At 39.9% G+C, this 26,798-nt stretch carries 23 protein-coding genes and 2 pseudogenes; 10 read left to right on the top strand and 15 right to left on the bottom strand.

Annotated elements, in window-relative coordinates:
• Positions 1-7: 7 nt before the first annotated feature.
• Positions 8-2,455 carry a bifunctional aspartate kinase/homoserine dehydrogenase I gene (gene thrA, locus LQ983_RS03200; RefSeq protein ID WP_111306276.1) on the bottom strand — a complete coding sequence of 816 codons (2,448 nt, stop codon included), beginning with the start codon at positions 2,453-2,455 and terminating at the stop codon, positions 8-10.
• Positions 2,456-2,765: 310 nt separating this feature from the next.
• Between thrA and LQ983_RS03195 the strand changes: the two genes are divergently transcribed.
• Entirely contained in the window at positions 2,766-3,452 is a 687-nt protein-coding gene (locus LQ983_RS03195; RefSeq protein ID WP_230621608.1) for a YggS family pyridoxal phosphate-dependent enzyme, read from the top strand.
• Between the two features lie 106 nt (positions 3,453-3,558).
• On the opposite strand, the gene bamC is transcribed toward LQ983_RS03195, so the two are convergent.
• Both bamC and dapA read right to left on the bottom strand, forming a co-directional pair.
• A complete protein-coding gene (bamC, locus tag LQ983_RS03190) occupies positions 3,559-4,563 on the bottom strand; it encodes an outer membrane protein assembly factor BamC (protein WP_230621607.1) in 1,005 nt (334 codons plus the stop codon).
• A 99-nt stretch (positions 4,564-4,662) separates the two neighbouring features.
• On the bottom strand, positions 4,663-5,556 hold the full coding sequence (dapA, locus tag LQ983_RS03185) for a 4-hydroxy-tetrahydrodipicolinate synthase (protein ID WP_032997772.1): 894 nt from the start codon (positions 5,554-5,556) through the stop codon (positions 4,663-4,665).
• A gap of 153 nt (positions 5,557-5,709) precedes the next feature.
• Here dapA and bcp point away from each other — a divergent pair, with 153 nt between their 5' ends.
• Positions 5,710-6,174: a thioredoxin-dependent thiol peroxidase gene (gene bcp, locus LQ983_RS03180; RefSeq protein ID WP_230621606.1), complete on the top strand. Its 465-nt coding sequence runs from the start codon at positions 5,710-5,712 to the stop codon at positions 6,172-6,174.
• Between the two features lie 89 nt (positions 6,175-6,263).
• On the opposite strand, the gene LQ983_RS03175 is transcribed toward bcp, so the two are convergent.
• Positions 6,264-6,845 (bottom strand): TetR/AcrR family transcriptional regulator, encoded by a 582-nt coding sequence (locus LQ983_RS03175; RefSeq protein ID WP_230621605.1) that lies wholly within the window; start codon positions 6,843-6,845, stop codon positions 6,264-6,266.
• A gap of 170 nt (positions 6,846-7,015) precedes the next feature.
• Between LQ983_RS03175 and LQ983_RS03170 the strand changes: the two genes are divergently transcribed.
• The 5 genes from LQ983_RS03170 to LQ983_RS03150 are packed head-to-tail and all read left to right on the top strand — an operon-like array spanning position 7,016 to position 13,781.
• The gene (locus tag LQ983_RS03170; protein WP_230621604.1) at positions 7,016-9,079 is read left to right on the top strand and encodes a TonB-dependent receptor; all 2,064 of its coding nucleotides are present in this window, start codon (positions 7,016-7,018) and stop codon (positions 9,077-9,079) included.
• Between the two features lie 3 nt (positions 9,080-9,082).
• Positions 9,083-9,997 (top strand): ABC transporter transmembrane domain-containing protein, encoded by a 915-nt coding sequence (locus LQ983_RS03165; protein WP_230621603.1) that lies wholly within the window; start codon positions 9,083-9,085, stop codon positions 9,995-9,997.
• Positions 9,969-10,808: an ABC transporter ATP-binding protein gene (locus tag LQ983_RS03160; protein WP_230621602.1), complete on the top strand. Its 840-nt coding sequence runs from the start codon at positions 9,969-9,971 to the stop codon at positions 10,806-10,808. Before LQ983_RS03165 ends, LQ983_RS03160 begins: the two co-directional genes overlap by 29 nt.
• Positions 10,793-12,589, top strand: coding sequence for an ABC transporter ATP-binding protein (locus tag LQ983_RS03155; protein ID WP_230621601.1), 1,797 nt, complete (start codon positions 10,793-10,795; stop codon positions 12,587-12,589). The genes LQ983_RS03160 and LQ983_RS03155 overlap by 16 nt, the downstream gene beginning before the upstream one ends.
• Positions 12,546-13,781 (top strand): MFS transporter, encoded by a 1,236-nt coding sequence (locus LQ983_RS03150; protein ID WP_230621600.1) that lies wholly within the window; start codon positions 12,546-12,548, stop codon positions 13,779-13,781. The genes LQ983_RS03155 and LQ983_RS03150 overlap by 44 nt, the downstream gene beginning before the upstream one ends.
• 111 nt (positions 13,782-13,892) lie before the next feature.
• On the opposite strand, the pseudogene LQ983_RS03145 reads toward LQ983_RS03150, so the two are convergent.
• The 7 genes and pseudogenes from LQ983_RS03145 to LQ983_RS03125 all read right to left on the bottom strand — a co-directional run.
• Positions 13,893-14,124 (bottom strand): annotated as a pseudogene (locus tag LQ983_RS03145) (DNA recombination protein RmuC); the annotation flags it as partial.
• A gap of 256 nt (positions 14,125-14,380) precedes the next feature.
• Positions 14,381-15,391: an autotransporter outer membrane beta-barrel domain-containing protein gene (locus tag LQ983_RS03140; RefSeq protein ID WP_230621599.1), complete on the bottom strand. Its 1,011-nt coding sequence runs from the start codon at positions 15,389-15,391 to the stop codon at positions 14,381-14,383.
• Between the two features lies 1 nt (position 15,392).
• Positions 15,393-15,680 carry a pertactin-like passenger domain-containing protein gene (locus tag LQ983_RS10060; RefSeq protein WP_370636678.1) on the bottom strand — a complete coding sequence of 96 codons (288 nt, stop codon included), beginning with the start codon at positions 15,678-15,680 and terminating at the stop codon, positions 15,393-15,395.
• Between the two features lie 38 nt (positions 15,681-15,718).
• Positions 15,719-17,373, bottom strand: a pseudogene (locus LQ983_RS03135) (S6 family peptidase); the annotation flags it as partial.
• A 101-nt stretch (positions 17,374-17,474) separates the two neighbouring features.
• Positions 17,475-18,119 carry a S6 family peptidase gene (locus LQ983_RS10050; protein WP_255664469.1) on the bottom strand — a complete coding sequence of 215 codons (645 nt, stop codon included), beginning with the start codon at positions 18,117-18,119 and terminating at the stop codon, positions 17,475-17,477.
• 223 nt (positions 18,120-18,342) lie between these two features.
• Positions 18,343-18,825: a hypothetical protein gene (locus LQ983_RS03130; protein WP_050693835.1), complete on the bottom strand. Its 483-nt coding sequence runs from the start codon at positions 18,823-18,825 to the stop codon at positions 18,343-18,345.
• A 28-nt stretch (positions 18,826-18,853) separates the two neighbouring features.
• Positions 18,854-19,939 (bottom strand): IS1595 family transposase, encoded by a 1,086-nt coding sequence (locus LQ983_RS03125; protein WP_230621597.1) that lies wholly within the window; start codon positions 19,937-19,939, stop codon positions 18,854-18,856.
• 241 nt (positions 19,940-20,180) lie between these two features.
• Here LQ983_RS03125 and LQ983_RS03120 point away from each other — a divergent pair, with 241 nt between their 5' ends.
• On the top strand, positions 20,181-20,357 hold the full coding sequence (locus tag LQ983_RS03120) for a hypothetical protein (protein WP_230621596.1): 177 nt from the start codon (positions 20,181-20,183) through the stop codon (positions 20,355-20,357).
• Positions 20,358-20,443: 86 nt separating this feature from the next.
• Here LQ983_RS03120 and LQ983_RS03115 read toward each other — a convergent pair whose 3' ends face one another.
• The 4 genes from LQ983_RS03115 to LQ983_RS03100 all read right to left on the bottom strand — a co-directional run bounded on the left by LQ983_RS03115 (position 20,444) and on the right by LQ983_RS03100 (position 25,208).
• On the bottom strand, positions 20,444-21,232 hold the full coding sequence (locus LQ983_RS03115; RefSeq protein WP_230621595.1) for a hypothetical protein: 789 nt from the start codon (positions 21,230-21,232) through the stop codon (positions 20,444-20,446).
• Positions 21,213-22,646: a restriction endonuclease subunit S gene (locus tag LQ983_RS03110; protein WP_230621594.1), complete on the bottom strand. Its 1,434-nt coding sequence runs from the start codon at positions 22,644-22,646 to the stop codon at positions 21,213-21,215. The genes LQ983_RS03115 and LQ983_RS03110 overlap by 20 nt, the downstream gene beginning before the upstream one ends.
• 47 nt (positions 22,647-22,693) lie before the next feature.
• Complete coding sequence (locus LQ983_RS03105) at positions 22,694-24,715, bottom strand: N-6 DNA methylase (protein ID WP_230621593.1); 2,022 nt, start codon at positions 24,713-24,715, stop codon at positions 22,694-22,696.
• A 157-nt stretch (positions 24,716-24,872) separates the two neighbouring features.
• Entirely contained in the window at positions 24,873-25,208 is a 336-nt protein-coding gene (locus LQ983_RS03100; RefSeq protein WP_230621592.1) for a helix-turn-helix domain-containing protein, read from the bottom strand.
• A 106-nt stretch (positions 25,209-25,314) separates the two neighbouring features.
• On the opposite strand from LQ983_RS03100, the gene LQ983_RS03095 reads away from it, so the two are divergent.
• A complete protein-coding gene (locus LQ983_RS03095) occupies positions 25,315-26,349 on the top strand; it encodes an IS1595 family transposase (RefSeq protein WP_230621591.1) in 1,035 nt (344 codons plus the stop codon).
• On the top strand, positions 26,349-26,786 hold the full coding sequence (locus LQ983_RS03090; RefSeq protein WP_230621590.1) for a DNA repair protein: 438 nt from the start codon (positions 26,349-26,351) through the stop codon (positions 26,784-26,786). The genes LQ983_RS03095 and LQ983_RS03090 overlap by 1 nt, the downstream gene beginning before the upstream one ends.
• Positions 26,787-26,798 lie beyond the last annotated feature (12 nt).

Here is a 26,798-nt window from a genome sequence, read left to right as displayed (position 1 = left end):
TCTCCGTTTAGTGCTTTAAGGTTCTTAAAATATCGGCAAAAATGCCGGCAGCAGTGACAGCATTGCCCGCACCGTAACCGCGTAATAATAGCGGAATCGGTTGGTAATAACGAGTGTAAAATGCCAACGCATTCTCACCGTTTTTTACTTTGTATAGCGGGTCATCTTTGCCTACGGCAACGATAGACACTTTGCATTTGCCGTTTTCAATTTGTCCAACATAACGTAAAACTTTTTCTTCCGCTTCGGCTTTTTCGACACGTGCAGCAAATTCGGTATCCAATTGCGGCAACATCGCCATAAATTCTTCAGTAGATTTTCCCTCGGCAAAACCTTTTGGAAGAACGCCTTCGACTTCGACGTCTGACAATTCCAGTTCTAAGCCGCTTTCACGAGCAAGAATTAACAATTTGCGGGCAACGTCCTGACCGGATAAGTCATCGCGTGGATCCGGTTCGGTGAAGCCTTTTTCGCGGGCAAGTGCGGTCGCTTGAGAAAGGCTCAAATCTTCTTCCAATTTACCGAAAATAAAAGAAAGGGAACCGGATAAAATCCCGTCAAAACGTTCCACTTCATCGCCGGCGGCTAATAAGTTTTGTAAGTTCTCAATGACCGGTAAGCCTGCACCTACGTTGGTTTCGTATAAGAATTTACGTTGGTTTTTATGGGCCAGTTCGCGCAGTTTATGGTAGTAAGTTAAGTCACGGGTATTGGCTTTTTTATTTGGGGTTACTACATGGAAACCTTCTGCCAGGGCGCGTTCATACAGGCTCGCTAAGGATTCAGCCGATGTACAATCTACAAAGACCGGGTTCACAACGTGATGTAATTTAATGAAAGATAACAAGACGTCAAAATCAGATGGCTGAGTGGCATTTTCCAAATCTTTTTGCCAATGGTCTAAGTTTAATCCATTTTCGTTTAATAGCATTTTATTGGAGTTGGCTAATGCACAGACACGGATTTCAATGTCCTTCTTTGCTAAATACTCTTTTTGCTGTTTGATTTGCTCGATTAATTCGCCGCCGACGCCGCCGACGCCAACGAGAAATACTTCCACGATTTTTTTATTATTAAATAACGCTTGGTGGGTCGCTTTTACGGCTTCAATAGCTTTATTTTGTGGTACCACAGCGGAGATGGAACGCTCGGAAGAGCCTTGCGCAATGGCATTAATACTGATATTCGCTTGGGCTAAGGCAGAGAAGAAACGAGCTGCAATGCCTTTGGCTTTTCGCATACCGTCCCCAACCACGGAAATAATGGAAAGATCTTTAATCACATCAATTTTATCTAATTGGTGTGCCGCTAATTCTTGCGCAAATTCGTTTTCTAATACTTTCAATGCTACATCCACCGATTTAATCGGTACACAGAAACTGATGCTGTATTCGGAAGAAGATTGCGTAATTAAGATCACTGACACATTGGCTTGTGACATCGCAGAAAAGACACGAGCCGCCATACCGACCATACCTTGCATGCCCGGGCCAGAGATGTTGAACATGGCAACATTATCTAAATTGGTGATGCCTTTGACTTGCAATTCTTCAGATTTGATATTGCCGGCAATAATGGAGCCCGGCACAGTTGGATTGCCGGTATTTTTGATTAAGCATGGAATGTTCGGACGCACCAACGGGCCAATCGTGCGTGGGTGAATCACTTTCGCGCCGAAATAAGAAAGTTCCATGGCTTCACGATAAGACAGACTTGGCAATAAACGCGCATCCGGCACTAAACGTGGGTCGCAGGTATAAACACCGTCAACATCTGTCCAAATTTCGCAGACGCTGGCACCTAAACAGGCGGCTAAACAAGCAGCGGAGTAGTCAGAACCATTACGGCCCAATAAAACCAATTCGCCTTTACTATTACAAGCAGTAAAGCCTGCCATTAACACTACACAATCTTTTTCAATGGCTTTGGCATTCACACGTTTGGTGGATTCTTCAATATCTACGGAGGATTCTAAATAACTGCCTTGCGCTAATAATTGTTTCACCGGATCGATCACATGTACGCGATAACCGTTGGCTTCAAACCAGGCTTTCATCATCGCAATAGAGAGTTTTTCACCACGGCAATCAATGGTCGCTTTTACTGCGTCTTCCACTTTACCGGCTTCACGAATTTGTTCTAATAAAGAGGCGATTTGTTGGAATTCTTGATCAATCAGTTGTTTGGTACCGGCAAGGTCAAACTTATTGTTTTTGGCATGTAAGCCGTTAATGATGGTATAGAAAATATCTAATGCTTCGTTGAAATGGGAATCGGTAGGTTGGTTTAAACTGGCTTTTTCAGAAAGGGCGACAAGGTGATTGGTGATTTTAGCCGGTGCGGACAAAACACCTGCGGCTTGTTCTTCCAAATGAGCTTTTTCGATAAGCCGTGCCGCTTGTAAAAAACGTTCGGGGTTGGCTAATGATGTGCCGCCAAATTTTAATACGCGCATGATATTCTCCTGAGTATGATCTTTAAAATAGTTGCATAAAAAAACCCGCTTTATAGAGGAAGCGGGTTCATTAATCTTATTCTTAACGCACTAGCCCGCCCCATTAATCATCGTAATGGTAATCATGGTGGTTGACATAATAATAGTGCGGTTAAGTTGACGCATAATTTATTTTACATAGTGAAAAATTGGATATAGAAATACCGAAATTTCATATCCTTGTCAAACGGAAATCGGAGAATTTTGCATTATTTTCTAACTTTTTTAGTTGGTGTAAAATAAATCACCATTTTTATTACAAGGATGCCTTATGATTGCGCAAAATCTTGCTCATATTCGGGAGCAAATTAAACAATGCGAATGCTATTCCAAAACGCAAAGTGCGGTCAAATTACTTGCCGTTTCTAAAACCAAACCGATTGAAGATGTTTTAACCGCATACGAAGCCGGCCAAACGGTATTTGGAGAAAACTATGTGCAAGAGGGCGTTGAAAAGATTCAATTTTGCCAACAACATCAGATTGAATTGGAATGGCATTTTATCGGGCCGTTACAATCTAATAAAACCCGTTTGGTGGCGGAATATTTTGATTGGATGCAAACCCTTGAACGCGCGAAAATTGCCGATCGTTTAAATGAACAACGATCGCCGCATAAAGTGCCGCTTAATGTATTAATTCAAGTGAATATCAGCAATGAGACCAGTAAATCCGGTGTACAACCGGATGATATTTTGCCTTTAGCAAAACACGTGGAAAATCTACCGCACTTACGTCTGCGTGGGTTAATGGCGATTCCTGAACCCACAAACGATGTGGCACAACAGGAACAAACGTTTCGTCAAATGCGAACCTTGTTTGAAACCTTGCAACAGGCGCTACCTCATGCCCAAATTGATACTTTATCCATGGGCATGACCGATGATATGCAAAGCGCCATTAAATGCGGTTCTACGATGGTGCGTGTAGGCACCGCGATTTTTGGTAAGCGAGTGTAATTTGCATAAAAGTGCGGTCGTTTTTGGTCGTGTTTTTTATACCGATGTTTAGGGCAAGAAAAACGCCACGTTCAATTGAATGTGGCGTTTTGTGTGACCCGGTTAATTATCTTGCTAAGACGTTTTGTAACGCCTGATAAATAATCTGTGCTTGTTTTCCGGAAAGTGCGGTTTTCTTTTCATCTGAAATAACCACCGCACTTTGTCTGCCGGCGGCGGCAAGTTGCATTTGGTAGTCCCCTTTTTCTAGTTCGGGAAGTTGTGTGCCGATGCGCAGCCATTCTTCTTGAGATAAAGGTTTATAAGCCAATTCACGAATGCCACGCGCACCTTGTTCTTCGGTAATTTCAAAGCCTAATGTCGGTAATGCAGAAGCCAAACGGTGCCATGCTTTTTCGAATGGCGCATTCAAAACCAGTGCCGTACGGCCATTAGAATCTGTTGCAATGGCGGATTGAATTGGTGAGGATTGTACCCCTTTTAGTTCTTGCTGCTGTTTTTGATATGTGCTGTTAAGCTCTCCAACGAATTGATTTAATCGGTCAGACGCATAACGTTGTTTATCCGCAATGCTTGGTGTGAAAACTGTGTCATCGCGTTTCATTTGCAGCACTGAAACCGTTAATGCATTGGCTTGGCGGGCATTCACTTCTTCAATTTGATAGCGTATTTGGGTATTTTTTAAGTCATCCACGCGCCCGGTCTCTGTCCAATCAGTCACTAATTTCTTACCTTCTAAGTGATAACCGATCTCTTGTTCTTTCAGTAAACGTTCAATTTGTTTTAGGTTATACACCTGTTTTTTATTGGATTCATAAACAATTAATGCTCGTTCACCATCAAATTGGGTGATGGAACCGTTGATAATGGCTAATGGAATTGATGGAGGACGAATATCCACGTTTTCTGTTTTCGTAATTTTGACTTGAGGTAATTGATATTCCGCGCTTTGTGCCGGTAACTTGACGCCGCCAGTGGCTAGAGGCGCAAAAAATGGCAATTCGGGGTTTGATTTTTGATAGTTATCTCCCGCTTGTTGTTTACTTTCATTGCTGGCAGAGCAGGCGCTTAATAAGGCAACCATCGCTGAAGTTAATAACCATTTTTTCATAACATATCCTTTTGGCGTGTAATCAAGAGTGAGAAAGTCTGCTTTCGACAGAAGAGAGAGGGAAAAGTTCGGGATCTATGTGTAGATCCCGATATCAATTTAAAGTAGTCCGGCAAGTTTTAGGGCTTCTAATACAGACGGTTGTGCTTTTTCACTGAGTACGGTGAGAGGCAAACGAAGAGTAGGCTCTTGAATAAGTCCAAGTTTATAGCAGGCCCATTTTACTGGAATAGGGTTGGATTCAATAAAGAGATTTTTATGTAGCGGCATTAAACGTTGGTTAATTTTTTCAGCTTCTTCAAATTTACCTTCACGAGCTAAATGGCACATTTTCGCCATCTCTACAGGCGCAATGTTATTTGTGACTGAAATCACGCCTTCCGCACCTAGTTTCATAGCTTCTAAACTGGTCGCATCATCGCCGCTTAATACGATGAAATCATTCCCGGCAAGTTGTTTGATTTTTTGTACGCGGGAAACATCACCGGTGGCTTCTTTAATCCCTATAATATTTTTGATTTTGGCTAAACGACCAACCGTTTCCGGTTGCAAATCACTTCCGGTACGTCCTGGTACGTTATACAGGATTTGCGGAATATCGGTACATTCAGCAATGGCTTTGAAGTGTTGATACATGCCTTCTTGCGTAGGTTTGTTGTAATAAGGGACAACGGATAAACAACCGGAAATGCCGCTATTATTTAACAATTTTGTCATGGTAATAGCTTCGCTGGTGGCATTTGCACCAGTGCCGGCAATGACCGGAATTCTGCCGGCGGCAAACTCAACGGTCTTTAAGATGGCTTTTACATTTTCGTCAATGCTTAGGGTGGCGGATTCGCCGGTTGTCCCAACAGAAACAATCGCATCCGTGCCGGCATTAATGTGAAATTCAACCAGCTTTTTCAAATTTTCAAAATCCACTTCGCCATGGCTATCCATTGGTGTCACTAATGCAACGATGCTTCCCTGAAATAAAGGATGATTTGACATAAAAGCCTCCATTTTTTGTTATTGGATTCCGGTTTAAATAAGAAATTACATTGCCGGAAAAAAGAGTTGTGTTTGCTTGCTAATGGCTGTTTAAGATCGCTAAAATACCCTGAATTTGCAAGAAATTTTTTATTTTTTTAAGAGGATTTTTAAATGAATACATTAAAAGTCGGTGAAAACGCACCGCACTTTTCTTTACTGAATCAAAATGGCGAATTAGTTTCTTTGGAACAGTTTAAAGGTAAAAAAGTGTTGGTTTATTTTTACCCAAAAGCGTTAACCCCTGGCTGCACGACACAAGCCTGTGGTTTACGGGATAGCAAATCGGAATTGGAAAACTTGGGCGTAGTGATTTTAGGAGTCAGCCCGGATGCCCCGAAAAAATTGGCACAGTTTATTGAAAAGAAAGCGCTAAATTTCACTTTGTTATCCGATGAAGATCATCAAGTGGCTGAGCAATTTGGCGTGTGGGGAGAAAAGAAATTTATGGGGCGTACTTTTGATGGTATTCACCGTATCAGTTTTCTTATTGATGAAAACGGTAAAATTGCGCACGTTTTTGATAAATTTAAAACCACAGATCATCATAAGGTAGTGTTGGATTATTTGAAAAAGTGATTTTTCATAATGTTAAAATAAAACGACCGAATGAAGTGATCTATATCCCCAAAGTGCGGTCCGTTTTTGACCTGTTCTTACTCAAGAAATCAGGCAGTGTTTTTCTGATAAGCAATGCCATGCATAAAAAGCTGTAACACATCTTTAAAGAGTTGCTGTTCTTTGCCGGCATAATGTTGTTGCAAGACAGAAGAATGAATCATTTCATCCATTTTTTGAATCAACACATCAATTAAAATCACAGGAAAATCATCACGCACACTTTTGCGTTGTTGTAACGTACTGAAAAAATAGTGCATATAGAGATATTTTTCCTGTGCCATTTGTCGAAAAAAAGCCTGTAAGGTTTCATCTTGATCATGATTTAAATCATGTAATACGGCGGTGGAATACAGAGTGGTCATGGATTCTTGTTGCATCGTCAAAATCTGCTGGATCACCGTGGCTAAATCTGCCTCTGTGGCTAACAGTCTGTCAAATTCCCGCCGCATATTATTTTTTTGTTCTTCGAAAATACATTTCACTAAATCTTGCTTGGAGGGGAAATATTTATAAAACGTCACCCGACTCACCCCCGCCGCCCGACAAATTTCTGCGACAGACGTTAATCTCCAACCTTGTTGATAAAACAGTTCAGTGGCAACCTGTTTCAAAAAAATATCTTTTTTCATGGTTCGCTCCTTAAGGGGCAATAACATAGCCGAAAGCCTTTAATTGTCAAATGTTAAATTTGAGAAAAATTCTTATTTACTTTCGTATTGTGATTGTGTTAGGTTTACATTATTAATCATTTAGCGCGATAAGTGTAAACTTTAACTCAAAATGAAGTCTAGGAGAACCCATGAACAAGTTATCCCCACGACTCAGCCTCATTAGCCTTTGCCTGATGAGTGCCTATTCTTTTTCTACTCATGCCGAAGAAAGTCAGCAGACCACGGTACTAGATGAAATCACTGTCACCGGTGAAAAATTCGAACGTAGTCAATCATCTACTGGTTCAAGCACATCCGTGGTAACCGCCACTCAACTCAAACGAGAAGCCAATTTACTGTCCGCGACCCAATTATTAAAACGCGATGTGAATATTTTAGACACCGGCTTGGGCAATGACTTACCTACTGTGCGTGGCGTTGACGGATCCGGTCCAGCTGTAGGTGCGGTGGCATTTTTTGCCGGTTCACGCCCACGTTTGAATATGCAAATTGACGGCAGAACCTCCAGCTATAACGAATTGGCATTCGGTACAAAATCCCTCTGGGATATGAAACAGGTGGAAATCTACCGAGGGGCGCAAAGCTATGCCCAAGGGCGTAACGCCATTGCAGGTGCAGTGGTCATGACCAGCAATGACCCAACGCAAGAATGGGAGGGCACAGCGAAATTGAATATAGGGAATCATCGATTGGCACAAACGGCAGCCCTGATTTCAGGCCCTGTGGTGAAAGACGAATTAGCATTTCGTTTAAGCGTAGATCATCAACAACGAGAAACTGCTGTGGATTTACCGCATTATGATCCCGTTGGTAACCCACGTTGGTTTAAAGCCACCAATACCCGCGCCAAATTACTGTGGACCCCGTCTGCATTGCCGGATCTCTATAGCCGTTTAACGTTCAATCATTTAAACGCAAGAGCGCCACAAAGCGAAACAGAGTTACAACCTAATTCACCACGTTACACGCCGGAACGCCCAGTATTCCAAACACGCTCTGCCAGCACCATTTGGGACATTGGCTATCAACTCTCAGAGCATTGGAAATGGGAAAATAAATTGGTTTATACCCACTTTATTCACGATAGAAAAACGACGTCGCCATTCAACACCGCATTGCCGCTAAATCGTCGAGGTGTTCCGGCTCGCGTTGATGGCAATGAATTCCAAATTGAACCCATTGTAAAATACGAAAGCGAAAAATACCGTGGTTTATTCGGTTTGTTCTATTTCAATGCGAAACAAGATGAAAGTGTTACGATGCTCAACGGACGCATTGCTCGCACGCCGATTACGACAAATTTTAATGATAAAACGAAAACCAAGGCGGCCTTTGGTGAAATTACCTTTACACCTGATATTCCGTTTGAATTGACGCTTTCTGCTCGCTATGAACAGGAACATCATCAGCGTAAAGGCAAAAGTGCGATGTTTTTCATCAATCGGGATAAAAAATACAATGTCTTCCTGCCAAAAGCAGACATTGCATGGAAAATTAACGATGATCAACGCTTAGGCTTTAAAGTAGGCAAAGGTTACAACCCGGGCGGTGCTGGTGTGACCTTCGGTGTCCCATACACCAGCTATGAATATGACGCAGAATATGTCTGGAACTACGAACTTTATCATCGTTGGACATCCGCAGATAAACGCCTACGCATTAACAGCAACCTATTCTATAACGACTACAAAGACATGCAGTTACCGTTTACCCTTGGTCCAAATTCCATCGTGATCCGCAATGCCGATAAAGTCGTCACCTATGGTGCGGAAATCAATACCGAATGGCAGGCCACGGAGAAACTGGTACTCAACGCGGGCATCGGGATGCTAAAAACCGATATCAAACGTTATCCAAATAGCGGCATTGAAGGGAATAAACTCGCTCGTGCACCAAGTTTTAGTGGAAAAGTGGGGGCCAATTATCGTCTTCTTGACCACCTAGAAATTGGCACTAATTACAGCTATAACAGTAGTTATTATTCCACTGCCGACAACTTAGCCAATGGTAAAGTAGGGCATTATGACCAACTTGATGTTTATTTAGCGTACGACTTTAAGCATGCCAGAATCACGCTTTATGCCGACAACGTGCTTAACTCACGCAAAGATATCTTACTCGTACCGCGCTCTGGCGACATTACTCGTCAGCCGGAACGTCAAATTGGACTATCCACCGAGTTAAGATTCTAAGCAATGAGTCAGCAACACCAACAAATTTGCCAACCTGTTGCTGCGCAATTACGCGCCTCAATGTGGTTGGCAACCTTCGCGCAAGGCTTAAAAATCGGGATTTGGCTTTTGATGATCCATATTGTGTTCACCGTCAGCCAATCTCTTACGTTTCCTTATTGGCAGATTCTTGCGCTGCTTGCCATTTCCATTTTGTATTACACCTGCAAAATTAAAGCGCACGACAAATCTCATTATGCGGCCTTTGAATTGGAAAAAATGCTACGCCAACAGCTTGCGAAAAAAATCAGTCAATTATCGTTAGGCAAAGTCAATGAAATCGGTTCAGGCGGTTTAACCAAAGTGCTGTGCGATGACGTAAACGAATTGCACACCTTTGTTGCCGATGCGCCCCCTCTTAAAGCGGAGGCTTATTCCACACCGATTTTCGTGTTGGCGGCATTGTTTTGGTTAAATTGGCCCATGGCATTGGCTGTACTGATTTTCCTTGTCGTGTTATTTACGATTCTGCAACGTTTAATGCAAAAAAGTCGATTGAATTATCGTGATTACGGTGCTGCCGTGAGTCGAATCAATAGCGCTATTATTGAATATATTCAAGGTATGAGCACGATTCGCACCTTTGATGCGGGACAAAGTTCGTACAGCCGTTTTAGCACCGCATTGGAAAATTTTAATCAGATCATCTTCGCTTTTTTAGCCAAAGTGGGCGCACCAACACGTCTTGCCCGTTCGCTTTTTACGCCAATGCCGATCATGTTGTTTTTGATCGTGTTAGGCGTGTATTTACACTCGCTTGCGCTGCTTTCCACTTTTGGCTTTTTTGCCTTTTTAGTGTTAGCCGCCGGGTTAATTGAAACCATGCATCCGTACATGGGGGCTGTTTCATTTGTTGGAACGCTCCCGCGCCGCCATTGAGCGCATTAACGAAATAAAAACGTTGGAAAATGCCACCGCACTTTTGCCATTACAAATGCCGAAGGGGTATGCGGTTCAATTTGAACAGGTCAATTTCAGCTATGATGCCGACAAAGCAACGCTGAAAAATATTGACTTCAGCGTGCCGCAAAATAGTTTTACCGCGATCATTGGCACCTCAGGCTCCGGCAAAACTACGTTGCTCAATTTGTTGTTGCGCTTTTGGGATGTCGATAGCGGAAAAATCACCTTAGGTGGTGCGGATATTCGTCATATGGAACAGGATCAACTCATGAAATATTGTTCGGCCGTATTTCAGGATAATTTCTTATTTTCTTGCTCTATTGCTGAAAACATTGCTTACGGCATAGAAAATGTGACGGAGGAAGCGATTATCAATGCCGCCAAACAAGCCCGTATTCACGACTTTATTATGACCTTGCCGGAGCAATATCAAACGAAAGTGGGTGAACGTGGACAATTATTGTCAGGCGGACAAAAACAACGTATCAGTATAGCCCGCGCCTTTTTACAAAATCGCCCGATTTTATTGTTAGACGAACCCACAGCCTTTTCCGATGCGAAAAACGAGGCGGATTTAATGCAGGCATTTCATGCACTGATGCAAAATAAAACAGTGATCATGGTGGCCCATCGCCTGTCTAGCATTACCCAAGCCGACCAAATTCTTTATTTAGAGAACGGCAAAATCATTGCTCAAGGCAATCACCAAGCCTTGTTGCAAACCAATGTCGCCTATCAAACCCTTTGGGCGGAATATCAACAGGCAAAATCTTGGACGATACATTAGAGAATGTTATGCAATCTTACTTTAATCCTGAAACTCAACGAGTAAAAGGCCTGTGGCAAACTTATCACTCCTTATTTGCCGCCGCCCAACAGCAACAAAGCGCATTCTTACGCTGTCTTGCTTTTGCAGCGCTGTCTGCAACCTTATTCGGCGTGGCTATCGGCTTGCTGTATCCGCTGCTTTTGGCATTAGAACAAACCGAGGTAGGGCAAAGTGCGGTCATTTTTTGGAGTGTTTTATGTGGCGTGCTTTTCGTCGCCAGCCTCCTTTTCCGCATTTGGGCGGAATACTATGATACCAAAGGCGATTCATTTTTGGCGACATATCAATTAAGACGTCAACTGGGCGAAAAACTCCGCCGCGTATCTCTTGCTGTCCTCAGTGGATTTCGTGCAGGCGAACTCAGTGCCGTTGCCATCCAAAGTATTAATGAGGCGACGAATTACGCATTCAGTTTAATCAGTATTCTAATTTATGGCATCGTAACACCGGTATCTGCCGCCCTTTGTCTTTGTTTCTTTGATTACCGCTTTGGGCTGCTGATCTTCATTATTTTTCCGCTTATCGTGCCACTTTATTTGTGGCGGAGAAAAGCTTTCCGTCGTGGATTTAGTATTTTGGCAGAAGCTAATCAGCGACTTAAAGGCGAAACCATTGAGTTTGTGCAGGGCTTGGAAATTCTGAAATCAACAGGGCAGACTGAAAACAAACAATATATTTTCAACCGTGTGATTGAAGATGTGGCAAACATTCAACGCATCGGCACAAAAAAAGGCGAGCGTCCGAATTTGATTATTACCTCAAGCATTCAATTAAGTCTTATTGCGGTATTAATTGTTGGCACATTTTGGGTGATTTCCGGTAGCGCCCATTGGGTATTATTAGCCACGGTACTGATTTTAATTGCGCGAATTTCAGATGTGTTGAACTTCTTTGTGCAAATGTCTTCACTCTTAGAAATTTTTGTGATCAGCTGTGAAAAATTTGAAAAACTGATGGCATTACCTGAATTGGCGGAAAATCATGGCAGCAGATTACCCACAGATTATCGCATTCGTTATGAGCATATCCGCTTTGGTTACAATGCCGAAAAAAACATCCTAAACAACATTAATCTGGACATAAAACCTAACAGCCTCAACGCTTTTGTGGGTACTAGCGGTTGTGGTAAAACAACATTACTTCGCTTGTTGTTGCGTTATGCTGATCCGCAATCAGGGAGAATTACGATCGGCGGTATCGATATTCGGGATGTTAGCCAAGAACAGCTCATGCGCTTAATTTCTGTGGTGTTTCAAGACGTGTATTTATTCCAAGACAGCGTATTAAATAACATCCGAATGGCAAAACCCAATGCCACCGATGAAGAGGTGATTCATGCCTGTAAACTTGCCCAATGCCACGATTTTATTCAGGCATTACCACAAGGCTATCAAACGCAAGTTAATGAAATTGGGAGTAATTTTTCCGGCGGTGAAAAGCAACGACTTGCTATTGCCCGCGCGATTTTAAAAGACGCACCGATTCTCATTTTAGATGAACCAACAGCATCGTTGGATACTCGTAATGAGCTGGCAGTGCAAAAGGCGCTGGATCAGTTGGTTAAAGACAAAACCGTGTTGATTATTGCTCACCGACTTTCTACCATTGTGGGCGCGCATTACATTTATGTGTTGGAAAACGGCAGCATTGCCGAACAAGGCACGCATCAAACACTCTTAGAACAAAAAGGACGTTATGCAGCGTTTTGGCAATGCCAACAAGGCAACATCACTCACTAAGCAGGATTGGGCAATCCTTGCCACGACCGCCGGTTTTAAATTCTGCATAGTGGCGTTTTATATGATTGGTCTCATCACCATGTTAAAAGAGATGGGGTTCGATCTTAAACAGCTTAGTTGGTTCTATTTGCTCGGTGGGATGGAAATGGCGAAATTCATCGTTTCGCCGTTAATTGAACGCTATCGTCTCAAGCGTATCAGGCAATTTCGTGGCTGGCTATGTCTTTCCTCGATAATCATTTTTATTGCCTTATTCATGTTGCATTTCATCCAACCGCAACGGGATTTTACACTGCTTATGGTGGCGTGTGTGCTATTGAACCTAAGCAGTCTATTTTTCGGTTGCGCAACGCTAGGATTAGCCTGTGCTATCCTGCCTTTTGAGCAACGTGGCTTTGGCGGTGTCATTCAGGTGATCGCAGGGCGCGTGGGTAAAATGCTTGGCGGCGGTTTGGTATTACTGATTTATCATCATTACGGTTGGCAAAGTGCGGTGGATTTAATCAGTGTTTTTGCACTACTATTGATTCTACAAATTAGCCTATATTCCGAACCTACAGTTGCCGCTGAACCGCAAAATCCGTCATTGCGTTTTTTATTCACACGCTTTTTCCATTTTTGGCAACAACCGCACATTTCATTTCGTTGGTTGATTTTATTGTTATTTGTGTTTATTCCCAGCGGCATGGTGGTCAGTAGTTTCATTCCGCGTCTAAATGCCTTGGGCTGGAGCAGCCAACACATTGGGCTATTACTTTCAGTATTCGAACCCCTTTGTGCTATCGCTTTTGCGCCGCTAAGTGGTCTATTACTCAAAAAATATTCTCGGGTTTCCGTCACCCAATGGGTATTATTTAGCCAAATTTTTGCCTTCTGCTTATTTATTTTATTTGAATATGTCGGCACGGATTTTACTTATCTTATCGCCGTACCAATCTTATTATTAAGTATGACTTACGCATTACTTGTGCCGTGCTTGCTCGCCATGATTATGGACAAATCCACTCAAACTTACGCCACGCTCGACAGCGCATTACAATTCTCCGTCGCCCTCTTCGGCGCCTACCTAGCAGGCTTTGTCTCCCTCCGCCTCGCGCATGCCTTTGGCTATCTCACAGTTTACCTCGCCGCCACCTTCATTGCCGTTGGAATATGGCGCTTTTTGGGATGCCGAAAAGAAGAAGTATCATAAATTTACAAAGCTCCATGACAAAAAGCTCAGTTACTTTGTTCTATTTTATTGATGTGCTAACAAATGGTTCTCTTCATTATCGTGCTATAAGGTTCGATGTCAGGGATAGTTTTCATGTCTTTGGCTGAAAGTTCTACTTAAGCCCTGTTGCCTCACCGCCATGGTTTGAGCTTTCACCATCTCTTTTTCTGAGCGATTTTTACGGGCAGTAACGGTATTAAATTTTTCTAATAAGCGATTAAAATTGTCAATGTTTTTATTTAAATCCTGTTGTAATTCCAGGCTATCCTTTCCGATGCGCGCAGATAAAAAGTAAAATAAGGCAAAGTAAGCCCAATGATATGACGAAGCATAATTCGGTTGGAGAATTGTTATATCAATGCTGTGATAGCGAGTGCCTTTAACACCTTAAAATCATTCCAGCCAGTTCAATAATATTGATGAATTAGAGCCGGTATGCATGGCTATATTCGTTATTATAACGAGGTATGCCTTAAACTCAGATTAAAAAATTTGAGCTCTGTGCTGGACAGAGCTCAATATTTAATATCTGTCCAAGTTTTGGGACAGGTTAAAGTGCGGTCGTTTTTTTAGGTGTTTTACCAACTATAGTTGAGTTTTACACCAAATTGGTTCTGTTTCTCTTTGTTTTTACCTCGGCTATTGCCAGCATACATTGAGACTTTCCAAGGTTTATAACCAAAGCTGAGGTTTGCCTCATGGTAAGTATAATCACCAAATGTTTGCTCAAATTCTTGCTCATTAATACGTTGGCTATAAGATTTATTTCCTGTAGAAACGTAGTAAGTTGAGATCTCCGGTGTAATTTCCCAACCGTTGACGTTAAAGTGATAGCCTACTTTTACGCCTGTGTGGTAGGTCGGCAACTTGATTGCCGGGTTTTTCACAATAACGCCATTTAACTCGCCTTCGCTTGAACTGATTTGATGATAACGAACGCCGAGCATTGGTGTAATTTGCAGACTATTTATTATCACGTCATAAGCCATATTTAGACCGACATTTACGATATTGCGATCAAATTTATGCTCTCCATCAATTTTACTGCGCGACCAACCATAGCTTGTATCAATAGCCCAACTAAATTGATCAATTTGTTGTTTAGCGTATAGGGTCGCTAAGGAGAGGGTGTTTTTACCACTTAATGATGAAAACTCATTATTGGTTTGAGCGTGAGTTACCATCGTACCTAATACAACACCATTTGCCATTTCTGGTGTTTCAGCCCCTAACGCAACTTGATTACTTTTACTGTGGAAGTTTTTGTAATCATCAGAATGATATTTATGCTCGCTATTGTTATAAGAAAGCCACATACCGGAACGTTGAGTCAGAATTGTACGATCTAAACGTGAGGCTAACTCAAGATTAAGTGCGATCAACATCGCTGTATCAGATAGCACAGCATTGGTATTTGCACTAATGATCTCTTTTTGTTTGTATGTTACCGGTTTTGTTGTTGCATTACGTTGACGAGCTTCTTCCGCTAAACGAGCCTCTTCTTTTTCTTTCGCGATACGTTCGGCTTCAATTTTTTCATTTTCTAATTTGGCATTGTAGAGACGGAAAATACCATCTTGTTCAATCAAACTAAACGTAGGCTCCAAGATCTACATGATTTCTGGCTAATGAAACTTTTAATGCCGGATCCCTGGTTGCTTTAGAGGCATATAGTAAATTAAGTTTTTCATATTTAGCTTCACCACCGCTATCTTTAACATCTAGTACAAAATTACCGCTTGCCGGATGGGTTACAGTGACTTTATCGCCGCGTTGATTGGTAAGTACGGAAGCATAATGAAATGTTCCTTCTTCGTTTAACGCATTAATTGTTAAGTGATTATAGACTGTAGGGTTTTCTTGGTTATTTAAGAAAATATGGCTTTTTTTCTAGATTTAAGCGGGCAGTTTGGTTATCACACTGTCAGTGTCCAATTCGCATTTTCTGTCAATCTTACTAAGCTATTGCCTGTACCGTTAATCGTACCGAATAAATGTGCTTTACCTAAGATCAGTTGGGCATGGTCAGTGAGTTGGGTATTGCCACGGATTTCGGTTGCCGTAAAGCTATTTAACGCTTTGGCTGAAATATCATCTTTGCTACAAGTGACTTTTCCTGTGTAATCAGAGCTAGTACAAACAGGATCACCGCTTTTATAGCCTAACTGTATTTTACCATTCTGACTTGCATTGAAGTTGGCATTAACTTGTGCAACGTTACGGCTACTATAAAAGACAGAATCATTGTTCACATTAATGTTGTTGGCATTAAAAGTGCGGTTAATCCATTCATCATCAAAGACGACATTTTTCCCTTTGTTACCATTTAAATAATCATTGGCATGAGGAACAGGTCTGCCGGAGAATAGCGCAATACCCTGATTTAATGTGACGTCACCGTTAAGCTGACTACCGCCGGTAAACCGGAAAGTTGATTGATTGTTTACGGCATTGATATTAATGTTCAATTTCCCGTTATGGAGAGCGGCATTTGTTTCGCCTAAATAACCATCGAAAGCATTAATCGTCACATCTTTTCGTTGTATTTCCCTTTGGGTAACAATATTAATTGCTTCTTCGCGATCTGTTGCTACGATTTCCCAATCCTCTGTACTGCCTTGATCCGGTTTACAAGGGAATGACGCTTTCATATTGTCGTGTTTAGAGACAAAGTAACGATTTTCACCGCCGTTTTGCCAATGATATAAGTGATATCCTGCAGGGCGATTTGAATTCTGAACTTCACGGATTGTAACTTGTTCTGGGAGAAATAAGTTTTGACCTGTTAGCGTAAGCGTTGATGCTTGATTCGCATTATGATTGACAATCATTGCGCCTTCATCAACGTTACGAATGCGCTTAAACGTTAAGTTATTCTCGTTAAGATCTAAACGACCACCACGGAAACCAAAATAGATACGATCCGGATTAACTTGTTCGGCATCATTTAAAATAACCGTTGGACGACCACTCACAATACCGACTTCTTTAAATGCCTGTTTATTGCCATTTTCGTCTGCTTTTTGGTTTAAAATAACGGTGCCATCACCAACGCTGATTTTACCGTCATTTTTCCCGGTTCCATTAACATGTATACCGCTGCCAATTTTAGATAAAATGTCGTTATTGCGAATTTGCCAATTAACTTGTTTTCCCGCAGCAACGGATATTCCTGCGCCTGTCCATGTGGTATTTGTATTTTGTCCGCTGACGGTATAATTTCTGTTAAAATAAAGCTCTCCAGGCCTTGATTAATGTCGCCTTGGAGTTTTAATAAGCCATTATTCCCGTTTAAATAAGCGGTTTTACCATAGTTAAGTTGATCTTCTGCTGTTTTTAAAGAAGCATCAATTAAATCAACGACTAAGGTTTTATCTGCTGCTTCCCAAATGAACTCTTCATTGTTATCTGCAGAAATTTGACCCACAATATCTTCAGCATATCGCTGTTGATTAAAATCATTGCGATAAATAATGTATTCCTGCCAAGTGGTGTTTTTATACCCACCCCAATAGGTATAAGTGCCTAAAAAGACCCATTTATTTTGTTGCTTATCAAAGGTAAAAATCGGTGAGCCACTGTCTCCTGGAACAGCATAGTTGGTAAGGGGTTTATCAAATAAATTGCCGTATAAATCGAGGAATCCCTGTTTTTAGGCTGTAAGTCATAGGATTATCCACCGATGACGTAGTTATAAGCACCTTGTAATTCTTCACGGTCTTTATCTGCGCTTTCACGGAATTGTTTTCCTGCCTCGACCCTAAGTATATAAGGGAAACACGCTGTATCCATGTAAGTATTCGGATCTGTTCCTGCCGTTGTTGTTGGCATTGGAACAACTTCAGTGACAAAACGGTGTAAGCGAGGAGAATGGTAGTCTTCATGACGACGATCGTATTTCCACCAAATATCTGGAGGACCATCATTATTTCTGTCTACTAATCTGTAGGTGTCATCAGGAATGTCGCTATGACCGGTTTTTATACCAAAGCGAACATTTTTGTAACCGCTGTTATGTTTTACGCTCACGACATACTGCGGATCAACGAGAGTCGCGACACGCATTTGTACATCAACAGGGCTAAAGTCGATCATCGGTAAATTCGGTAAAAGGGTACCCAACGCATTGCCGTTTTTATCTCGGATTTCCACATTCGTTGCGCCGACATGGAATTTACCTTTGTTTTCGGCAAAATCACGGAAAATTTGGTAATCCACATCGCTGCGTACAATGGCAGCAAAAGCGGATTGATTTAATGCCAGAGCAATAGAGGATGCTGTAAGCGTGCGACAAAGTGGTTTTAATAATTTTTTCATAAAAACCTTAGATATCGATTTAATAATGCTTGTAGGTTTTTATATGAGAAAATTTAGGGGGTTACATATAAAAGTGCAATGCGTTTTACAAAACTTTTGCGGTATTATGTAGCAGTTGCACAAAGACCAAAATTTAAACAAAATCGCACAAAAATGCCCTTATTTCGATAAGGGCATTGTTTTTACTATAATTGTATTTTACAGAATTCTGCTCATTTTTCCATTACTCGCTTTTCGGTTTTCTTCTAAACAATTTTTCACGTTGCTCCTCTAGCAACATTTGTTCCATCATTGTAGGGTAAGCCTGTTCGCAGAGAGCAACGTATTCAGGTTGGGTGAGGTGTTCTCTAATTTTTGTCGGGCAACGTAGATAGATTTTATCTTCTGCAAAACTACTAATAATAGAAAGCATCTGATAAGGTTTCCCATCTTCGGTTTCAAACACTTCATCGGTAAATTGCATTTCAAATATCGCCACGACTACCTGATTATTAGCGATTTCATAGGCTCCGTAAAATATCAGTGGATTACGGGGTAAAGTACTGACTTCTTTCGCAAGGTCGCGCAAATTGTGATAGAACAACAGATAGGCATCATCTTTTACGTTTGAATACATCTGAGCCAGTTCTCGCATAAAAGTTTTGAATGTTTCATAGTCCATCTTTTTTAAATCCACGTTAAGTGGCGTGTGTGTCATGGTTTCCATCATTGCTCCTTGTGTTGCTTTAAATTGTTTAGGCTGCGGCTAAATATTGGTTATCGTTTGATGCTTCCAAGCACAAACTTTCCAATCCGAATTTTGCCGTAGGTTTCTTATTTCCCTGCCAGTAACCCGTTAAATCTCGCGAAGGTCTGGCTTTCAAACAGCGTTTTAATATGTTGTCGAATTTATCTTTATCCGACTGATAACGAAAATCCTCACGCCACGCAGCTTCATTGGCGTAGTGCATCATATAGTTATTACCCATCTTATGATAAACGCCCATAATCATTCTTCTAAATCGGGCAAAGAAGGATTCAGCTAGGTTATTGGTGATGCCGTCAATCGAACAATACTCTTGTGAATGATTTACGCGCCATAAATCATAATGAAATGCCAAGCCATCATAAGCAGGGTTTTCATCAGCACAAATTGTAGATTTGGGTACGACCAAGCGATGTGTTAAGGCAAAAGTATCATCAGCATTCTCCTCTTTAACTAAAGCAACGAGCGTGCGGTCGGCTCCTTTTATTATTTCCTGATTTGCGGCTTGTTGGCGGAAAACCATCACGCAGGCTTTATCTTTACGTTGGTGGCATTTCTTACGTCTATCAATACGGCGGTGTTTGAAGTTTTTGGGGCGAATGTAATGATTCACATAACAGCCGTCGATATGAACTATGCCTGTTAGCGGTGTAAAGTCTTGTGTCTTTTCAATTGCTTCACGAAGTTTATGCAGTAACGCCCACGATGTCTTATATTGCACGCCAAGATGGCGAGATAAGTTAAGAGCAGAAATCCCTTTACTATTGATAGTGAAATAATAAACCGCTAACAGTAGCTTTCTTAGGGAAAGTTTGGTGTGCTGAAAAATCGTACCACTTTTTACAGAAAAACGATGTTGGCAATGTTTACACTGCCATTGCTTACGAGAAGAAATGAAATAGGCTTTATGCTCAATCTGACAACGAGGGCATGTAATGGTATGAAAACACTGAGAATTTCCCCAACGGGCATTTTTAAGTAGAATGAGAATTTCGGATTCGGATAAATCCGAGATTGCAACGCTAGGTAAATTGCGAAGCACAGCAGATAGATATGTCTTTTTGTTCTTTTTCATTTTTTGTTCAACATACATAAAAAAAAACAGTGGCTTATTACCCAATAAGCCGTTTTTCTCTTGTTAAATTGGTTGAACAAAAAATATAAAAATGGGAAATTTCCCGAAAAAGCAAACGAGAAGATTTGCTTAAAAGTGTGAATATTCTAGTTCAAAATTTACTCAGTTTGCAATAAAAAGATGCCCTTTAAAGCTCTTATCGCCATCACTATAACAGCAAGAATATTGATTAATTAAGGTTATGAGCCATGTGAATTTTCTTGTGTTGCAAGGTGTTAGCCAAACGTGGGAAATGAAAAATCGCCCACTTGAGAATCTCAAATCGGCTCAAAGCGTTTGGGTTTTGAATACCTATGAACACCACAAGGAAATCGTGGTAGAAATCAATAAACCGAAAGGTATAATGCTTGCCAGTTAGCCGAGTAATTGGCTTAGTGATTTACTGGGGCTTACTAAAAGTATTGAGCAAGACTATTATAAATGTATTCACACAACAATCTTATATTAAAGTCCAATAACTAATTGTCTCATTACTCTATACGCTGCTTCGTAAACTTTATTTGTATCTTTATCAGGGGCAATTTCCCCGTGAAATAAAGCATTCCTTAAATTATAAATTATTTCTAAAGTAGCTTTATAAATTAAATCTTCATTATCAACAAACTGATATTCTCCAATCTTTAAATAAGGTTCAGATTTTGTTAATAATGAAATCTTTTTTCTTGGATTAGCTTCTTCAAAAATTCCATTGATCTTACGTTTCTGAGAATCACTTAAATATTTAAATCTTTTGTCATGATTAAAATGCGCTAAATCATACTCGTTGTGAGTGTAGTATAATAAAGTTTTACTTGAATTTTTCACTGTGACAGTGACTCTTTTTATACCAACTCTTTCTAATTCAATATGAACGTAATATGAAATATTTCTATTAGAATAGTTTTGTGTTAAATTGCTTTTGTCTAGCTCCACCATGAATTCTTCAAAATATAGTCTATCTCCGCCATATACTATATGATTATTTAATAAACAATAATGGAAGTGGGCGAGATTATTTTTAAAGTACGAGCTATCTTCATTATTTCCATTTAGTAAACTTAAAAATCTCTTCCTAAATAAGCATTGTGGAGATGATTTTATTTCATTAATGGCTTCTCTATCTGTTTTTAAGTTAGGATAAGAATTTTTATACCAAGCATTAAATGAAATCCAACTTTTAACAAAATATGTGAAGTAATCTATATCAGATAATGACTTCCATTTTTCTATATTATCAGTGTACATTGCAGTCATTAGTTTGTTTTCCTTTTATAAAATCTAAAGCTGATTCTTGATCTTTTTCAATTGCTAATTCAACAGCTTTCTTAGCTTTTTCTAACAATCCTTTACTCTTAATACGTAAGTAATTAGATTGTCGGATTAAATCGGCGATTTGGGTTTGGATATTTGCATCAACTAAAGGTAAGGGAATGTTCAAAAATTCGTTTTTATTGATAGCCGTCAAAATTGTACCTGAGCAACCTTGTTTTAAAAGCTGCTGTATAGGCTCGGATTTAAACAATATCAGCAAAGTTTCCGAATTAATTTTTTCAGACGACACCACATAAAAGCCAGTTGAACATAACGCCTGATGGTATTGTTCCGAGACGATGGCACAACTGGCAAGCGAGCCTTCAACACTTGAAACAATCACGTCGTTTTTACTGGCTTTCCGTCTTGCCCTGCTTGGCAAATTGCATCCTAAATCCAAGCTTGCCCCTGTAATTTCCCCTAAATTTCCAATATTGGATAATTCAATATATTGGTATGTCTGATTATCTTTAGGCGTGTAATTCGCATCCTTCAATTTACAAGCCGTTCTTATCGGTTCGCAACCGTACGGATAAGCCTGAATCTTTTTCAGGTAACCTTCATACTTTTCCTGATAAAACTCCGCATCCAGCCTACCCGATGTACCGAAACTGTCGGCAAAGGATTTGATATTGACTGCTTGAGCCGGCGGATTAAAATCTTTTAAGCCTAAATGCTCTAAAAGCAGGTTTTGGGCGGTTTGGTAAGCAATTTTAGAATCTAATATTATCTTTTCTGATTTTTTATATAATTCTTCAATAGATTTCTGAAATTCATTGTTAAATATAGGAACTAGCACTCGCTCTACTTCACGACAGTTAAGATTAACTTGTTCTGTTTGTCTTGAATGATAGTGAAGCATTGCTCTACCTATATATGTATTTAAATAGCAATTTAAAAAATAAGGATTTATTTTATTGCTATTACATCTTATAAGGGCGATATTCTGATTAATATTTGCAGGAAGCAACTCATCAGTAACCATAGCTGTTCTGCCAACTATATCGTAAGTTGCACCAATTATAGTTGTAATAACATCTCCTGATATAAGATTACTCTTTTTTAACTCACTCGCTCCTTTATCAGAAAGATAATCAGTGAAAAAATCAGTAATTTTATTTTCTCTTACATTGTCAGTCTTAATAAATTTTACACTACCACCATAAAAACTATCGTTCTGCATTGATGGAGTATGTCCCGTGCAAACAGGAATACTCAATAAGCTACCTAATCTTTGAGTTGTTAAATTTGATAATTTTGAAATAGAGATTTGATATTTTTTTCTATAATGTTCAGCATCCAATCGAAAAGTTTTATCTATTTCATTTTTTAGACTTGAATACTGTAATACTCTCACCTCCAACCCCTCCAACAACTGCTGGTATTTCGCAGCATCAAAGGGGCTTAGGGCTTTCCCACAAAAGACAATTTTTCTTTTTTAGCAAACTCTAAAAAGGCTTCAGCTATCCCATCTTGAGTTTTGCCGTCGTGGTTAAACAGGTCGTGCTTAACGATTAAATGCCCGTGACTATCCAGCACAGGCGTACCGTCTTCATTACGGACAAAGATTTTATCGCCGCTGTTGTCTTTACTCGGCTCCTGCATTGTGGCAAAGAAAATCGGGTAGTCTTCGACTTTCGGGCAAAGTTCATCATGCCATTTTTGCACGAATAAAACGCTGGTTTTGGTGCCGGTATGTGGTTTAAAGACGTTCCCATGCAAACCAACTACTGCAAGGATACGACAACGTTCTGCAATAAATTCGCGGATGGCTTTGTCAGAGCTGTTATTGAAACGTCCTTGCGGTAATACTATCGCCATGCGTCCGCCGTCTTTTAAAAAGTCCAAATTGCGTTCGATAAAAAGAATATCGCGTCCAACTTTAGTTTGCGCTTTGCCGTTCGGTTTCTTGCCTAATTCATATTTAGCTAAAATACGGCTTTCTTTTATATCTCCAGCAAATGGTGGGTTTGCCATTACAATATCAAATTGAAAATCTCTATTACTTTCCTTACTCGTACGGAGTTTTTTTATGTTTACCCAACCTTTATTATAAGTTTCTACCCATTCTGTATCACTAACAATTCCTTTTTTCTCATTACCTGTTTTTTCATCCCATCTTTCCCAGTCTAAAGTATTCAAATGAAGAACATTTGTTTGTCCATCACCTGCAATAAGATTTAATGTTCTTGCAACTCGAACAACTTTCTCATCAAAATCTATTGCAAAAACTTTATTCGTTACATATTTTATACAATCACTAGGTTTTTCTTCACTGGTAAATAAATGACTCTTATTTAATCTTTGCTCTTTTAGAATTTTTTCCCATACATGAAAAATTGTATGTACAGGGAATCCACAGCTACCTGCCGCAGTATCAATAATACTTTCATATTTTGTCGGATTAAGCATTCTTACACACATATCAATAACGTAACGAGGTGTGAAATATTGACCTTTTTCACCTTTGCTTGATTTACTAATTAGATATTCAAAGGCTTCATCTACTACATCTAAATTAGAATTGAATAACTTAACATCTTGAAGAGATGATACACAAACAGATAAATGTGATGGTGTAAGTTGGATTTTTGCATCTTCAGAAAATACTCCGCGCCATTTTTCTTTTGCCTCATCAAATAAAGACTGGATTTTGTTTTTTAATTCATTTTCTGTATCACCATTATTTCTGAATTCTAGATATCTATTTTTATCTCTTCCGCTTTCCATTTCATCATAAAGTTTTGTAAAGATGAGTTTAAATACTTCCTCAAATACATCTACCCCAGCATTAGCTAGAACCTCATCTTCCATTTCAAGAATAAGATCTTTTAATGATTTTCTCTCATTGACTAATTTATCACGTTTAATTAGATCGCTTATTGTGTAGCGCTCGTTTAATATATCTGAAAGTTTTTCATTTACATTAGGGATATTAGATATATCTTCAAAATAGTTAGGATCTTTGCGGTGATAAAATGAAATTGACTCACCATTTGTCCAAACTCCCATCGGTGAACCAGTAGCGTTGCAATAAGATTTTAATTGTTCTTTACCATCTTTTAAATTTGGTTTTTTTAATTCAACGATAATATAAGCTGAACCTATATTATCTTTATCTTGAATAATAATATCCGCACGCTTTTCTTCTCTACCAAAATTAACAATGCTTTCTACATTAATTCTATCTATTGGATATTGGTATTTATTAATGAGAGTAGATAAATAAAGCTGTCTAACAATTTCCTCTGGAGTAAGCTTAATTTCTTTTTTGCGTATAAGACAAGGAACAAAATAGACTGTTTTACCTTTTTGCTCCTTAGAGGTGATTTTTGATTCTAACTCTTCGAGCTGACCTTGCGTAAATTGAGTTAGTTTATATTGACTATCTTTAAGGATTGTTTCTAATTTAATAGCATTAGTCATTAGCAACCTCCCAAAACAAATTTGCAAGGTTGGGATTTATAAAAGAAGCTATATGTAGGCTTGTAGGCTTGTAGGCTTGTAGGCTTGTAGGCTTGTAGGCTTGTAGGCTTGTAGGGACATTTTTTGTTCCTTATTGAGTTAATATCAAGTTAAATATTTATTGTTTATTGGAAATTTCTTTGAAAGAAATTGAGAAAGCATCTTTTAGGTTTTCAGGCATTGAGCGGTAGTCTGCAATCAATTTTTCTTCTTGTGCTGAAATCGAACTTTCTTGAGTTGCTGCTTGAAACATTGATCCATTTCCTGTGAGCAGCCAAGTTATACTGATTTCTAACCCCTTATGAATTTTCACTAGAGCATCTACATTTGGATCGCGTCCCTCATTCAAGTAATTCATTGCCGAACGATATGAGATTCCCGTTACATTAGAAAATTCAGTAACGGTCATATTTTTGGCTTCTAAGATCTGCTTTAAACGTTTTGATATGCACATTATTTCACATTCCTATTGAAAAAAGTGAATGATTGTGATATTTTATGCACAATCAATATGAATAATATTTCATATTTTAGTTTAATAAAAGTGTGACCTCAATACTATGACCCAGAATTTTCTTCTCAGCAGCAAAGCTCGCAAGTTTTCGCCTATCAAGATGGCACAGCTATCTGATAGCGAAGCTCGGGCATTGCTATGCCAAATTCGGTGGGGAAGTGAGGAAAATGTGGTGTGTCCGAAATGTGGCGTACAACATATTGCTTATCGCATTGCCAGTCGCAATCAATGGCGGTGTAAACATTGTCATCATACCTTTAGTGTGACATCAGGCACAATTTTTGCCGACCGAAAGTTATCTATTCAGACCTATCTTTATGCCATTGCCTTATTCATTAATGCTGCTAAAGGCTTGTCTGCTTGCCAACTCTCGCGCGATTTAAACGTGCAATATAAGACGGCTTTTACGCTCGCGCACAAAATCCGTGAAAGCCTACAAATTCAAAAACAGTTATTTCCGCTTTCGGGTGAAATCCATATTGACGGCACTTATGTGCATTCCGCCCCGCGACCAAAGAATAAGAAATCGGAGCGCGTGGATAGACGATTGAAAGAAAATGCTAATCCTCACAAGCGGTCAATTTTGGTCATGCGAAGCCGTTACACTGAAGAAGAAACCACAGAAAATCCGTATTTAGTGGGCGCAAAGAAAACCTTAACCTTTCCGATTTTATCGGAAAATAGTCGAGTCGTGAATAAATTGGCAATAAGCTATATCAAGGCAGGCAGTCGTATTCATGCGGACGAAAACTCCGCTTATGACGAATTGATGATCCACTACGATTTGCGCCGTGTGAACCATCAAAAAGAGTATCGCAGTGATGAAGGTATCACTAACAATCTTGCAGAAAGCTATTTCAGCCGTTTTAAACGTATGATTATTGGCACACATCATAAAATCAGTAATAAGTATCTTGATAACTACGCCAACGAATGTGCTTATCGAGAAGATAATCGCCGTGTGGATAATCTGAGCCTATTTAACAGTACACTCGGGCAATGTCTTGCTACCGACAATACAACAGACTGGCAAGGCTATTGGCAGGGTAATCATAGACAAGCAGAAAGGTTGATAATGTAATGGGAAATAAAATCTACTTTAGCCAAATTCAGGCTAAAATCGATCGCTTACAGCGTGAACGAACACAGGTGCTAGAACATCTCGAATTAGTTGAACGAAAAATCAAAAAACTCAACGATGCCCTTGAAGTGATGGAAAATGAAGCCTTAACCGATGAATACGATACAGAGGTTTATTCATATCGAACCTACAAACATAGATTCCGTGGAAAATTAAGACCAATGGTCTTAGCGGTACTCAAAGCTCAACCCGACCATTATTTTACGGTTAATGAAATCACTGAGATTGTCTTAATAAAAGACGGGCAAGACCCTATCGTTCGTCCGAAGCATACGGTTTCGGTGCGTGGCGCGTTAAAACATTGGCTGACAAAAGGCGTAGTAGAACGGTTAGAAAGAGGCGTAACCGATGTCAAATGGCGACTGAAACAAAAATAGCGGTATTTCTAC

The sequence above is a fragment of the Aggregatibacter sp. Marseille-P9115 genome (assembly GCF_920939465.1).
Lineage (GTDB): Bacteria > Pseudomonadota > Gammaproteobacteria > Enterobacterales > Pasteurellaceae > Aggregatibacter > Aggregatibacter segnis_B.
This window is presented reverse-complemented; position numbering and strand designations above follow the sequence as displayed.